Consider the following 13,961-nt stretch of genomic DNA (forward strand, 5'->3'; position numbering starts at 1 on the left):
CTCCATTTTGGATTTTAATACTCAGAAATTGATAATTTCGAAACTTGCTCAAAGGAGAACATAGTGCATGTCAGCTGAACATATACGATTACAGGAAGATAAGGAACGGAAGAAGCATTGGAAAAAGTGGGGCCCATACCTCACTGAGAGGCAATGGGGGACTGTTCGCGAAGATTACAGCCCGGATGGGGCAGCATGGGAAAATGTAACCCATGACGATGCCAGAAGCAAAGCCTACCGCTGGGGTGAGGAAGGGATCGCCGGAATTTCGGATCACAAGCAAAAGCTCTGCTTGGCTTGGGGATTTTGGAACGGCAAGGATCCTTTTATCAAAGAGCGCCTTTTTGGTCTGACCGGAAATCAGGGGAACCACGGCGAGGATGTCAAGGAAATCTACTATTACTTGGATTCCACCCCGACACATAGCTATATGAAGATGCTGTACAAGTATCCTCAGGCTGAATATCCTTATCAAAAGCTCATTGACGAAAACAGAAAAGCGGGTAAGCTTCAGGATGAGTACGAACTGATCGATACCGGAGTTTTTGACGAAGATCGCTACTTTGATATTTTCATAGAGTACGCGAAAAATGACGCGGAAGACATCTTCTCCATTGTCACCGTACACAACAGAGGTCCTGAGGACGCAAAGCTAATAGTGATGCCAACGGTGTGGTTTCGCAAAACCTGGTTTACCGGACATGAACCATTCATGCCAACTATCAGCAAGCTGGATGACCATTCGATCAAAGCATTCAATCCAAAGTCGGGAAATTACATTTTCACGTTTTGCAGTAATACCGACCTTGTTTTCTGCAATAATGAAACCAACCGTGAAAAATTGTACGGTATCCCAAAAGACCAAATTTTTTGCAAAGATGGAATCAATGATTTCATTGTTTCGGGAGATCGGAGAGGCTTGAATCCTCAAAACATGGGGACAAAAGCCGCGGCTATTTTTGAACTGGAGATTCCCGCAGGTGGTAGCAAGTCGATCAAAATGCGTATGCAGCATCAGATTGAGGAAAAACCACTCGAATCCAGTAAAGAAAGTGTCGAGCTACGCAAAAAAGAAGCGGACGAATTCTACGACACAATTCAAGACCGAGTCACAGACGCTGACCTAAAATCCATTCAAAGGCAAGCATTTGCCGGGCTGATGTGGTCCAAGCAGTTTTATTACTACGACGTCAATCGCTGGTTGGAGGGTGATGCAGGAAGATATACTCCTCCGGAACAGCGAAAAAAAGGAAGAAATAACAACTGGCGTCACCTGCAAAATTACGACATCATCTCCATGCCGGATAAGTGGGAATACCCCTGGTATGCGGCATGGGATTTGGCTTTTCACTGCATTCCTATTGCGCGGATAGATCCCGAATTTGCAAAGGATCAACTCCAACTCCTGCTCAATGAATGGTATATGCATCCCAATGGGCAGATACCTGCTTACGAATGGAACTTCTCGGATGTGAATCCTCCTGTGCACGCCTATGCTATTCAGCGGGTCTATCAGATCGACAAGAAACTCAACGGGGGTAAGGGCGATCAGGAGTTTCTGGAGCGGGCAATGCACAAACTGATGCTCAACTTCACTTGGTGGGTCAATCAGAAGGATAGTGATGGCAAAAACATCTTTGAAGGAGGATTCCTTGGACTGGATAATATTTCCCTGTTTGACCGGAGTCATGCCAGCCATTATCAGGGAAAACTTGAACAGGCAGATGGCACTTCCTGGATGGCCATGTTTTCATTGAACCTTTTGAGAATTTCATTGGATCTCTGCGAGTTCAACAAAGTCTACCAATTCACTGCCACTAAGTTTCTTGAACATTTTCTCTACATCGCAGGTGCGATGAATAACATTTCACAGGAGCACATTTCCCTGTGGGATGATGAGGACAGCTTCTTCTATGATGTTTTTCACCTTAAGGGAAAAGAACCGAAAAAACTGAAGGTAAGGTCAATTGTGGGCCTCATACCTCTTTTTGCAGTAGAACCCATCAGAGAGGAATTGTTTGACGACCTTCCTGAATTTAAAAAGCGTCTGGACTTTTTCCTCAGTGAAAAGCCAAAATTGGCCGCCTTGGTGTCCAGCTGGATTCAGCCCGGATATGACAAACGACGGCTTTTCTCCCTGCTGAGAGGACATCGAATGAAAAGTGTCCTCCACAAAATGCTGGATTCCGACGAATTCTTAAGTGACTACGGAATTCGATCGCTTTCAAAATATTATGAGAAGAATCCCTACGGGATGAAAATCAACGGGGACACGCTTTCCATCAAATACACTCCGGGCGAGTCTGACACCAGAATGTTTGGCGGCAATTCCAACTGGCGTGGCCCGATTTGGTTTCCGATCAACTTCCTGATCATCGAATCCCTGAAGAAGTTTGACTTCTACTACGGGGGCGACTTCTCTATTGAATACCCGACCGGATCGGGTAATTTCCTGACGATGGACATCATCGCAAAGGAGCTTTCGCTTCGCTGTATGCGGATTTTCATGAAGGACAAAAACGGTCATCGACCGGTCTATGGAAAGAACAAGAAATTTCAGGAAGACCCGCACTTTAAGGACTACATCCTTTTTTACGAGTATTTCCATGGAGATTCGGGTAAAGGCCTTGGAGCTTCCCATCAGACGGGTTGGACAGCCTTGATTGCGGAGATGATTCACAAGTATTACAAATTCAGCGAAGTGCATCACGATGTCAATACTCCCCTATTTAGAAGCTAATCGAATCGAAGCTGGATGCGACGAGGTAGGACGCGGTTGCCTGGCGGGGCCGGTTGTTGCGGCGGCCGTCATTCTTCCTTTTTCCTACCACAACCCCTGGATCAACGACTCCAAAAAGCTGGGGAAAACTCAGCGGGAAGACCTCATCGGGGAAATCAAAAGTAAGTCTATGGCTTGGGCAATTGCAGAAGCAAGTGTGGAAGAAATCGACCAAATCAATATTCTCAATGCTTCTTTTTTGGCAATGAAACGCGCTGTGGTAAAACTGGAAATAAAGCCCGAACACCTGTTGATCGATGGCAACCGATGGAAATCTGACCTGACTTTCCCTTTTACCTGTGTGATCAAAGGAGATGGAAGATTCGCAAGCATCGCAGCGGCTTCGATTCTGGCTAAAGTTTATCGGGATGAGCTGATGGAGAAATTAGCCTTGGAGCATCCTCATTTTGCATGGGAACGAAATGCCGGCTATCCGACCAAAGCGCATCGGGAAGGAATCGAAAAATATGGCAGCACGATCTGGCACCGAAAGAGTTTTCAGCTGTTGCCGAGGCAATTGGAATTGGCACTGAAATAAAAAAGCCGCTAAAGAAACTTCAGCGGCTTTCGGTTTATTTTAAGGGTGATTAATTTCTTTTTTGATTGATTTTGTGATGAACTTGAAATCTCTTTCGAAGGCACTCTCCCTGAAAACTGATCACTGAAACCTACCTACTTCTTCTTGATCCGTTCGAAAATCAATCTGCCAGTGGCGGAACTTTTACTTATCGGCTGGAGAACCATTCTGTCCCCGGAAAATTCAACAATCTTGGCAAGACGGTCTCCTTTTTCCTCATGAATCAGCAACATATTACCTTCCACAAGTTCAATTTTTACTTCCTTCTGCACCACAGTCTGGTTTTCGAAATCCGTAAACTTCAGGGTATCCCCTTCTTCAAACTTATAGACAGTATTTTCAAGGCGGTAATTGATGCGGGCATCCATACTGGCTTTTTCCATGGGATTCGCATTTTGGTACTGGGGAGATTTCACGATTTTCTCCATTCCGTCAAAATGCACCAGCTGCCAGCTTCCGATGAGTTGACTGTATTGAATCTGATTCCAGTAAAGCAACAGACTTAGGAAAAGGGAAGTGATGAGTGATAGATTCATGCTAGGTTGATTTGCAATTATTTTGCCAGTTTGAAAATCAGCCTTAAAAACGGAAATTCAACTAGATCGACTGGATTCAAACTTAGCCCAAGATTATGACTTTCAGGCACTGAGCATTCGAGCGGGCTCCCTTTTGTAAACCAAATGCAACTAAATACTTTCAGGTCGTTTCTATTTCAATTTCGGATACAGATCTACTAAGTAGTGATTACAAAACCATGTTTTATTTTTCTCCTTAAACTCAATCTCTCTCAAATAAACTTTCCCATCCATCACACCAAAAGGCTGTTCTTCAGATGAGGCTAGAAGGTGAAAGTTCTTAAATTCCTTATTTAACGAAAAAATCCGATACTCTTTTCCCGTATCTAAAACTGGAAATACCCTATCCAAATTCCAGTCGTAAAAGGCAAACCAGGCTTGGTTCTTCTTTTCTAATTCTGGAAAGGTATAGCCTTGAATTGCCCCAGTGGCCTTGGAAAATTTCAAGAACCGATTTTTAAGAGGCAGATTGAAAATAAATCCGTCCCGGGTCTGGATGATGTTATATCTATAAATTGAAGCAGTACTATAAGCCTCTGGAGTACCCTTTAATTTCCAATACCAATTTTTGGATGCTTCGGGATGTTGTGAATCTAAATAGCTCACGTGTTTTTTGTTCTCCCAATCATAGACCCAGAAATCTGCAGAGCTGAGGTACTTATTGGATTCAACTCGATAGCCTATCGTATATTTTTCCAATTGAACCAAGCTATACCCCTTCAAATACTTGTCATCGATAGCAGGTTTTCTTTTCTCCAATTGTTTAATACGGACGTCAAGTTTCTCTTGATTTATTTCTAGGATTGTGGTGCCATGACCATGAATTACTAAAAATCTATTGTCACTAGTCTGAACCAATCCATCAATGGAGTTAAATCTGCCGGATTGCTTATCATATCCTTCCAAAAACATCTCATTAAAGCTCAGACTATCTACAATCAATTTGTTGCGGTTGAGTAATACCAAATCCTTTGGAATTTTTTCATTATATCTCAAGCCAATTGCTGATTGATCTCCAATCCATAGCATTTTGGTGACCACTTCATTGACATTTCCATAGTATAGATTCTCCAAAGTAGGCTTGACCTCTTTGCTCAGCGAGTCTGAGTTGGCCATGGCAGCAATTCCCAGAAATTGGGCAGCAAAAATGTAAAGTAAAGTCCTTGAATACCGCATCATTTGTCTAACCGGTAATATAAGTTGAGAATAAACTGATCATCACTTTCTCTTGTAGCAAGCTTGGATAAAAAGCCATTTTGATACGGTACCTGATAGGAAAACGCATCTCCTTCAAAAATTTCTTTGGTCTTCCTTACCTCTACTAAATTAACATCACGGTCAAAAATCAGCGCAAAAGCTTGCTTCGATTTGCATTCCCCTTCTTTACCTTTCTCGCATTTCCAATACACCCTCACAAATTGTTCTGCTCCTTTGACATAGAAAAAATCACCGAAATAAGAATTGCCTTTATTGAAATTCATAATTCCATCACTGTCGTAGTCATTCATGTCATACCGTAGCGGTTCTCCCAATTCAAATTCCGCAATGCTGCCGCATTTCTTTTCGATGAATTCTCCATCCAGTGAATAAATGTATAGATTGGGATCCATGGAAAAGGACAGGATAATCCGGTTATCGACTCGCTCCAGGATGGGATGACTGAGGTAAAAGGGAAATAAGAAATTTTCTTCTGAGGCATACAATCCCTCGTACTTTCCAAAAACACGAACAAAGTCTTGAGTTTCCAGACTATATTCTCCGATAGCAGGGAAATTCTTTTTTTCCTTGACAAAATACCACTGATCCATTTGCCTTAGCGGCACCAAGAAACTATTTCGTTCTGGGATATATTGAAAACCAAGTCCAAATCCTCCATACAGGCCGAAATTGGCAAATCCCTCCTTGGGCATTTCCCAAAGGTCTTCTTCGTATAGGTTATAGGTATTCAAAACCTCACCTTGACTGTTTATCAATCGAATGGTAGGGAAATTAAAATCACTAACAAAGATGCTGTCTTTGGATATTACTTGAACTCCAGCCGGACTATCAAAGAAATTGGGATCCAGAGGTACCTCGCCAACAAATTGACGGTTTCTGAGATCTACAATTTTGATATCAAACCTTGGCTTATCCGCCAAGATATATATAAGCGTATCTTGAAAAATGAAACTGCTGCGAATCGTACCTCCAAAATCATCAGGAGGAATGATTTCAAGGTTTTCAGATCGCTCAAATGAAGCAACTGACGAGTCGAATTGACATAGCTGAGCTTTTTCGGACTTTTCAAATTGGCAAGCTGAAAGAATACAGCAGGTAAAGACAAAAAAAACAAAATGGATTCTTCTCAAATTCATTCAAATCTAACTTTAACAAATTGGATGACTTAACTATTCAAAAGTAATGGAGTCGTTAAACTGAAGTATAACGACTCCATAAATTCGATTATGTATCAGTTTCCTGATCCCCTACCATACATTTATTGAGCCACCAATGAGTGGCACAAATTTGACCCCCACCTGCTAGTGGCACCCAATGGCCTTGATTTCCAAATGGGCCAGCCTCAACTTTTTGGCTTCCACCCATATCGAATGAAAGACCCATGGAGAATACAAACGCCGCCAAAAGAAATTTTCTCATAAAAGAATAATTAATGGTTAATAATACGTTATCGTCTGAAAACTAAAAAAAAAAAAAAAAATAGATTCAAAATCTTTTTCCAACTTAAATAGTAAGTGATTGATCTTCAATTAGAATAATTTTTAAATCCTATAAATTTAGTTACCTTAATCACGGGAATTTTTAAGAATTTAAGATTTGAAAGTCTCCTGTTTTTCCAAAAGACAAAACCCAACGAAAATTCAAAACATTGGCGGATTTCAGTAATAAATCTTACAGTTTAAATCACATCCCACAAAAACAAAAAAATCTTCCTCTCATAACCGAAAGGAAGACTTTTTTTGAATAACAAACTGTGTGAAAAGTGAGAAAGAAAACCTCCTAAACTATTGGGTTAACAGGATTCCCAGACCAGCCTGCGGCGGACAGTTGAAAACAGATCTTGGTCTGTTAAAATTAAAATCTATTTATCTGTGATTATCCGTGTTATCTGTGAGAAACAAAACCCAACCAATCACATCTCCTTCATTTCACTCACCACCTTAGTAATTGTCTGCTTCGCATCGCCGAAGAGCATCAGACAGTTAGGATAGCCGAAGAGCTCATTTTCCACGCCTGCGTAGCCTTTGCCCATACTTCGTTTACTGACAATAACGGTTTTGGCTTTGTCGGCATTCAGGATCGGCATCCCATAGATCGGGCTTTGAGGATTGGTGCGGGCAGCCGGATTGACCACATCATTTGCACCGACAATCAGCACCAGATCGGTATTGGGAAATTCATCGTTGATCGCTTCCATTTCGATCAGTTTGTCGTAGCTGATATTTGCCTCAGCAAGCAGTACATTCATGTGGCCCGGCATTCGTCCTGCAACGGGGTGGATTGCAAATTTGAAGTCAATTCCCCGTTTTTCGCATTGCTCCATCAACTCACGGATCACATGCTGAGCCTGTGCTACGGCCATTCCATAGCCTGGAACTACGATTACAGAAGAAACGGAATCAAACAGCATGGCCGTCTCTTCTACTCCGATTTCCTTAATCACTATCGACGGCCCATCCTGAGCTCCAGAAGCCACAGTTTGACCGAATCCTCCCAAAAGCACATTGGTCAAAGATCTGTTCATCGCCTTGCACATGATCTGTGTAAGAATAAGTCCCGAAGCTCCAACCAGCGATCCCGCAACGATCAACACATTATTGTTTAGGATAAAACCTGTAGCACAGGCGGCCATCCCTGAGTAGGAATTTAGGAGAGAAATCACCACCGGCATATCCGCTCCACCGATTGGAACCACGATTAAGATCCCCACAAGCAAGGCTACCACGACAAGGATGGTGATATACATAGGGTCACTTTGGTAGAGAAAAGTGAATACTGAAATCACCAAAAATGAAATCAAAAGGGCTAGGTTGAGGACATGCTGTCCTTTGAAAGTGATCGGTTGACCCGACACTTTACCGTTAAGCTTAAGCCATGCCACCATCGAACCTGTAAAAGTCACCCCTCCTATCAATACACTGGCGATGATACTTATGGAATTGACCGGGTCGATTTCGACTGCTAGGACTGCTGTTTTCAGAAAATGATCCGAAAGTGCAACACCCAAGGAAGCCAGACCACCAAATCCGTTAAAAAGGGCAACCATTTCCGGGATTTGGGTCATTTCAACTTTCTTGGCATAGTAAAGTCCAATAGCTCCGCCTATCAGCATGCAGCTGAAAATCTCCACAAAGGAAAGAATATCAAGGGTAATCAAGGTAGCTACAATTGCTACCAGCATCCCTATGGCAGAAAGCATATTGCCTTTTCTGGCATCTTTGGTTTTACCCAATAGCTTGATCCCCATGATAAACAAGATCGAGGCAAGCAAGTAAGCGAGTTGTATAGCTATCGTCATTTCTTCTTAAACATTTTGAGCATTCGATCTGTCACCGCATATCCTCCGACCACATTGATCGTGGCGAGAATCAAGGCCATCATCCCCAACCATTTGCTGAGGGTACTATATCCCAGTTCGCTTGTAGCAATGAGGGCACCGACAATGGTAATACCCGAAATCGCATTGGATCCGGACATCAGCGGCGTGTGTAAAGTGGGTGGCACTTTGGTGATCAGCTCAAAACCCAGATAACTGGCCAGGACCAATACATAAATGAGAATAATTAAGGACTCCAGGCTCATATCAAGAGTTTTTTGGGTGTGAATTCAAAATATTTTTAGTGAACTCATGTACGAGTTGACCTTCATGTGTAATCAATACTCCCTTGGTGATCTCTTCCTCCAAATTTGGAATAAGCCCAAAAGAATTGAAAAGATGCAAAAACAGGGTACTGATATTCGTCGCATAGAGCTGACTGGCATTGACAGGCAAAAGGGAAGGCAGATTTGACTCCCCAACCAAGGTAACACCGTACTTAACGACAGTTTTGTCTTTTTCGGAGATAGCACAATTGCCCCCGGATTCTACGGCCATATCCACGATTACAGAACCGGTTTTCATGCTTTTTACCATTTCTTCTGTAACCAAAATCGGGGACTTCCTACCCATCACCAAAGCCGTGGTGATCACCAAATCGGCATCTTTGATTTTATCCTGAATGAGCTTCTGCTGCTTTTCCAAGAATTCTGCAGAAACCTCCTTGGCATATCCACCCTCGATTTTAACAGCCTCAGCACCTTCCACAGTCAAAAATCGCCCTCCGAGAGATTCCACCTGCTCTTTGGTCTCTGGTCTTACGTCAGACACTTCGACTATAGCTCCAAGCCTTTTGGCAGTAGCCACTGCTTGCAATCCTGCTACGCCGGCACCGAAAATCAGGACTTTGGCTGGCGTAATCGTACCGGAAGCAGTCATCATCAAGGGGAAGATTTTTCCCAGATAATTGGCCCCCAAAATCACCGATTTATATCCGGCAAGGTTGGCTTGGGAGGAAAGGGCGTCCATCTTTTGGGCACGGGAGATCCTGGGCACAGCATCCATGGAAAAAGATGAAATGGACTTTTTATTCAGGGCTTCGATAATCTCCGGATGCTGATACGCATACATGTAGGAAATACAGGCAGAGCCTTGCTTCATTTGAGCGATTTCCTCAAGGGAAGGAATATTGACTTTGAGAATCACGTCCGAGGAGAAAACTCCCGGAAGATCAGAAACTTCCGCTCCTGCATCCCGGTAGTCCTGATCGGAAAAATAAGAACCTTCTCCAGCTCCCGACTCAATGATCACCTCAAATTCCTTTTTTCTGAGCAGCTTGACAACATCAGGACTGAGGGCCACTCTTTTCTCAAATTCCTTCGTTTCTTTGATTACTCCAATCTTCATCTTTAGAAGTTTAAACAGGGTATGGGGAAATAATATACTTCAAAATATTCCCGAAAGTAAATCCCTAACAACTATTTGTCTATCCTGCTTTTTAAAAATTGAAGATTTTTTTACGCAATCGATATTTCATTGCGGTTTTTTGAAATTTTCCTGCTCTTTTACAAATATTAATTTGACATAGTGACTTTATTAATCAGTTTAATTTTGGAGGTCCTGACTTTGACAGAATAATTATTTTTGAATCCAGTACCGCCGATCCCATTAATTCAATCCTTTTAAAAAACCGCTTCCCACGGGATGCAATAATTCTTATTTTGTCTTACTATTAAATCTGAATTAACAACAGCCCATGAAAAAAACCGATCAATCATCCTCAGGACAGACCCGCAGGGACTTTATCAAAAATGCGGCAATTGCCTCCTCGTTTTTCATCGTACCCCGGCATGTGTTGGGCGGGGCAGGATTCACCGCCCCATCAGACCAGCTAAACATCGCTGCCATCGGTGCGGGGGGAAAAGGCAGAAGCGACATCTTGCTTGCATCCGTGAATGGCCGAGAGCGCGTAGTCGCCCTCTGCGATGTGGACTTTTCCGGAACGGCGAAAGATTCCGTAACAAAATTCCCAAATGCCAAGCTCTATGCGGATTACCGCAAAATGCTTGAAGAAATGAAGGAAATCGATGCTGTCACCATCTCCACTCCGGATCACGTGCACGGTCCTGCTGCTAAATTCTGCATGGAACGCGGCAAGCATGTCTATGTGCAAAAGCCCATGACTCACAATATCCGAGAAGCCCGAATACTGACCGAAATGGCACGAGACAAAAAAGTCGTCACCCAAATGGGGAACCAAGGCGCCTCCAATCCGCTTCTTGACATGGTCAAAGGCTGGATTGACTCGGGTAAAATCGGGAATGTATCCAAAGTCCAAGTCTGGACCAACCGACCTGTTTGGCCTCAGGGAGGGCCTTTGCCGGCTCCTGACTCAAGTAAAAAACCTGCTGATCTGGACTGGGATCTTTGGCTCGGCCCTGCAAGCTTTAAGCCCTACACGCCTGGAATGCACCCTTTTAGCTGGAGAGGCTGGTGGGATTACGGCACAGGAGCTCTAGGTGATGTCGGGTGCCACTTGATGGATATTCCATTCCGCACACTTGGGCTTCACTATCCAAAGGACGCGGAATGCTCTGTCGGATCAGTTTATTCCGGCATGTGGACCGCAGATTACAATCCGGAGGGATGCCCTGCATCTTCTTTTATCACCCTCCACTATGCCCCTACTGCCAAAAATCCGGTTCCTCTGGAAATGACTTGGAGCGATGGAGGCCTACGTCCTTCACATCCGGATATCATCCCTGCAGATCACGACATCGGAGGAGCCAATTCCGCCAATGGTGTTTTGATGATCGGTGAAAAGGGAATCATTTCCCATAACATCAATGACAGCTCCCCTTTAATGCCCAAGCTGTACCTTTACGATGGTACTCAGGATTTTGGTCCGGACCGAATCGAAGGTACTGAGCCGGAATACGGACATCAGCGCAAATGGGTAGACGCCTGCAAAGCTGGCTTTGGTTCGGCGGAACACAAAGGTCTGACTTCATCCTTCGACTACGCTGGCCCAATGACAGAGACTGTTTTGATGGGAAATCTTGCCATCCGAAGCTATATGCTCAGAAGAGACAATGGCAAAGGACAACAAGAATTCTTCGGGCGTAAAAAGCTCCTATGGGACGGTGAGAACATGCGCATCACCAACTTGGAAGAAGCAAATCAGTTTGTCGGAAGAACCTATCGACCTGGATTTGAAGTTTAATTCAGTAGGCAGTCGCAGTGAACAGTTGGCAGTCCTGTCAGGGTGACACTTCGACTTCCTGCCTACCGGACAGGAAGGTGCTCAGTGTGACACGAAAACAAGTCAGTTTTGAGTAATATAAAATTAAAGAAGACCGTGGGTGGAATGACTCACGGTTTTTTTTATTTTCTTTCCAACAAAATCACTTCCGAGGATTCTGGATTTAGATTGGGACGAACATGTTTACCATTTTCAAAGTAATGGTTAGCTAGGATAGGAATCCCCATAGACCCGCATGTAACCTTTACCACTAACTTGGTCCAACATATTCTCAAAAGCGCCATCAGAAATAAAAAGGGATTGTGGATTGGAGTAGTCCCAATGAGTGAAAATTATTTCAAAATTTTCTTTGTCCACTTCTGGATTTGGAGAGGTAAAAAAAGTGATATATCGAGCGCCGCTTTGACTGGCTCCCGGATCAGTAGTGACAATAAACTGATAACCACCAGCAATCTTTTCATAAGAAACATCCCTTATTTGGGTTGTGGATTTCTCTCCAAGCTCAAAATGGGGGATTTTGAAATTGACAACCTCGGAACGGTGCTCAAACTTCCCATCATCTTCTTCTCCGAGATACCTAAAGGTTCCATAGCCCTCTTTTTCATAGATGACTACATAACTTCCAAAAGGGACTCTTTTAAACTCAAATCTTCCAAACTCATCCGAAAAAGTATAAATCAAAGGGTCGGTACCCTCCAAAGAGATTTTGACTCCACCGGAAAACCCCATTATCGTAGTACCCTCGTCATACAAATTTAAAGTTCCGGAGATGGAACCTACCTCAGCACCCACTGAAGGAAGTTCGTAGGTATTACAAGCACTTCCTATCAAAAGAAAAACAAAAAACCATAAAACCAGCAATCGATTCATCTCAATTCTAACATTTAATATATTTTGATTATCCGCAATCCTGCCAGTAATTAAGAAATATGCTTTAGAAGTTGCGGATAATCGTCCACAGACGACAGTCAACTGTCCACGGCTCGTTTTTTGGAACTTCAAAACTTAATTTATTTGGCTACTGGTAGGAATGCGGATATACAGATAATATATTAAAGAACTAAAAATTAACTCAGAAATTCAAACCCAAACCTTAGTCTTAGTAATCTTACCGATTCAAAAAATCGCTTTACTTTGATTCTGAAATTTTCTTAAACTCCAGATACCAATCCACCATGCAAGCTCTCATAATAGAGTCATTTCAGCAGCCCCCATCGATTCAAACCTTCCCTGACCCGACTTCCCCGCAGGATGGAGTTGTGATTGAAGTCAAAGCAACCGGACTTTGCAGAAGTGACTGGCATGGCTGGATGGGACACGATTCGGATATTCGACTGCCGCATGTACCGGGGCATGAGTTTTCCGGAGTAATACGGGAAGTGGGAAAAGCAGTCAAAAACTGGAAAGTTGGAGATCGTGTCACTGTCCCTTTCGTCTGTGCTTGTGGCATTTGCCCGACTTGCCATTCGGGAAATCAGCAGATTTGCGAGGATCAGTTTCAGCCCGGATTTACCCATTGGGGATCATTTGCCGAGTATGTGGCTGTCCACCGAGCCGAAACCAATCTGGTCAGGCTCCCCGATGAAATGAGTTTCGAAACGGCAGCGAGCTTGGGCTGTAGGTTTGCGACTTCATTCCGAGGGATTGTCTCTCAGGGCAAAGTCAGCGGAGGGCAATGGGTGGCAGTTCACGGTTGCGGAGGCGTGGGACTTTCGGCGATTATGATTGCGTCAGCATTGGGTGCAACCGTGATTGCAGTGGATATTTCAGAGGAAAAGTTGGCCCTTGCCAAAGCCGCCGGAGCAAGTTTCCTGATTAATGGAAAAACTTCCGAGGACATTCCTTCTACTATTATAGAATTAACCAAAGGAGGTGCTCAGGTATCTGTGGACGCTCTGGGAAGTAAAATCACCTGCTACAATTCCATAGCTTCATTACGAAAAAGAGGCAAGCACATCCAAATAGGTCTGATGGCGGGAAATGAATCAAATCCTCCGATTCCAATGCATTTGGTGATTGCCAAGGAACTGGAAATCCTGGGAAGTCATGGCATGCAGGCCCACGCTTACCCCGAAATGATGCAGTTGATCTTGGAGGGAAAAATCGCCCCAGAAAAACTCATTGGCAGAAGAATCAGTTTGGAACAAGCAGTGGAATCACTGATAGCAATGGACACCTTTCAGGAAAATGGCATGGTTATGATTGACCGGTTTTAGAAAATCAAAAACCCAGTA

The 13,961-nt window shown here is 43.6% G+C and carries 12 protein-coding genes; 4 read left to right on the plus strand and 8 right to left on the minus strand.

The features are described from left to right. Positions 1-67 precede the first annotated feature (67 nt). Both BLQ81_RS05075 and BLQ81_RS05080 read left to right on the plus strand, forming a co-directional pair. Complete coding sequence (locus BLQ81_RS05075; RefSeq protein WP_092728871.1) at positions 68-2,740, plus strand: MGH1-like glycoside hydrolase domain-containing protein; 2,673 nt, start codon at positions 68-70, stop codon at positions 2,738-2,740. Beyond that, positions 2,712-3,317, plus strand: a complete 606-nt coding sequence (locus BLQ81_RS05080) for a ribonuclease HII (RefSeq protein ID WP_092728975.1) — start codon at positions 2,712-2,714, stop codon at positions 3,315-3,317. Before BLQ81_RS05075 ends, BLQ81_RS05080 begins: the two co-directional genes overlap by 29 nt. Before the next feature lie 134 nt (positions 3,318-3,451). Here the strand turns inward: BLQ81_RS05080 and BLQ81_RS05085 are convergent, their stop codons facing one another. The 7 genes from BLQ81_RS05085 to BLQ81_RS05110 all read right to left on the minus strand — a co-directional run bounded on the left by BLQ81_RS05085 (position 3,452) and on the right by BLQ81_RS05110 (position 9,872). Further along, positions 3,452-3,892 carry a hypothetical protein gene (locus tag BLQ81_RS05085; RefSeq protein ID WP_092728872.1) on the minus strand — a complete coding sequence of 147 codons (441 nt, stop codon included), beginning with the start codon at positions 3,890-3,892 and terminating at the stop codon, positions 3,452-3,454. Positions 3,893-4,063: 171 nt separating this feature from the next. Next, a complete protein-coding gene (locus tag BLQ81_RS05090; RefSeq protein ID WP_092728873.1) occupies positions 4,064-5,110 on the minus strand; it encodes a hypothetical protein in 1,047 nt (348 codons plus the stop codon). Continuing rightward, on the minus strand, positions 5,107-6,285 hold the full coding sequence (locus tag BLQ81_RS05095; RefSeq protein WP_092728874.1) for a DUF4221 family protein: 1,179 nt from the start codon (positions 6,283-6,285) through the stop codon (positions 5,107-5,109). Before BLQ81_RS05095 ends, BLQ81_RS05090 begins: the two co-directional genes overlap by 4 nt. Positions 6,286-6,373: 88 nt before the next feature. Beyond that, positions 6,374-6,568, minus strand: coding sequence for a hypothetical protein (locus BLQ81_RS21930; protein WP_139183564.1), 195 nt, complete (start codon positions 6,566-6,568; stop codon positions 6,374-6,376). 493 nt (positions 6,569-7,061) lie between these two features. Next, the gene (locus tag BLQ81_RS05100) at positions 7,062-8,447 is read right to left on the minus strand and encodes an NAD(P)(+) transhydrogenase (Re/Si-specific) subunit beta (protein WP_092728875.1); all 1,386 of its coding nucleotides are present in this window, start codon (positions 8,445-8,447) and stop codon (positions 7,062-7,064) included. Next, complete coding sequence (locus BLQ81_RS05105; RefSeq protein WP_092728876.1) at positions 8,444-8,731, minus strand: NAD(P) transhydrogenase subunit alpha; 288 nt, start codon at positions 8,729-8,731, stop codon at positions 8,444-8,446. The genes BLQ81_RS05100 and BLQ81_RS05105 overlap by 4 nt, the downstream gene beginning before the upstream one ends. Position 8,732: 1 nt before the next feature. Further along, complete coding sequence (locus BLQ81_RS05110) at positions 8,733-9,872, minus strand: Re/Si-specific NAD(P)(+) transhydrogenase subunit alpha (protein WP_092728877.1); 1,140 nt, start codon at positions 9,870-9,872, stop codon at positions 8,733-8,735. Positions 9,873-10,221: 349 nt separating this feature from the next. On the opposite strand from BLQ81_RS05110, the gene BLQ81_RS05115 reads away from it, so the two are divergent. After that, positions 10,222-11,688, plus strand: coding sequence for a Gfo/Idh/MocA family protein (locus tag BLQ81_RS05115; RefSeq protein WP_092728878.1), 1,467 nt, complete (start codon positions 10,222-10,224; stop codon positions 11,686-11,688). A 243-nt stretch (positions 11,689-11,931) separates the two neighbouring features. Here the strand turns inward: BLQ81_RS05115 and BLQ81_RS05120 are convergent, their stop codons facing one another. After that, positions 11,932-12,729, minus strand: coding sequence for a carboxypeptidase-like regulatory domain-containing protein (locus tag BLQ81_RS05120; RefSeq protein WP_139183565.1), 798 nt, complete (start codon positions 12,727-12,729; stop codon positions 11,932-11,934). A 173-nt stretch (positions 12,730-12,902) separates the two neighbouring features. On the opposite strand from BLQ81_RS05120, the gene BLQ81_RS05125 reads away from it, so the two are divergent. Beyond that, positions 12,903-13,943 (plus strand): zinc-dependent alcohol dehydrogenase family protein, encoded by a 1,041-nt coding sequence (locus tag BLQ81_RS05125; RefSeq protein ID WP_092728880.1) that lies wholly within the window; start codon positions 12,903-12,905, stop codon positions 13,941-13,943. The last annotated feature ends 18 nt before the right edge of the window (positions 13,944-13,961 follow it).

This window comes from Algoriphagus alkaliphilus (assembly GCF_900103735.1).
GTDB lineage: Bacteria > Bacteroidota > Bacteroidia > Cytophagales > Cyclobacteriaceae > Algoriphagus > Algoriphagus alkaliphilus.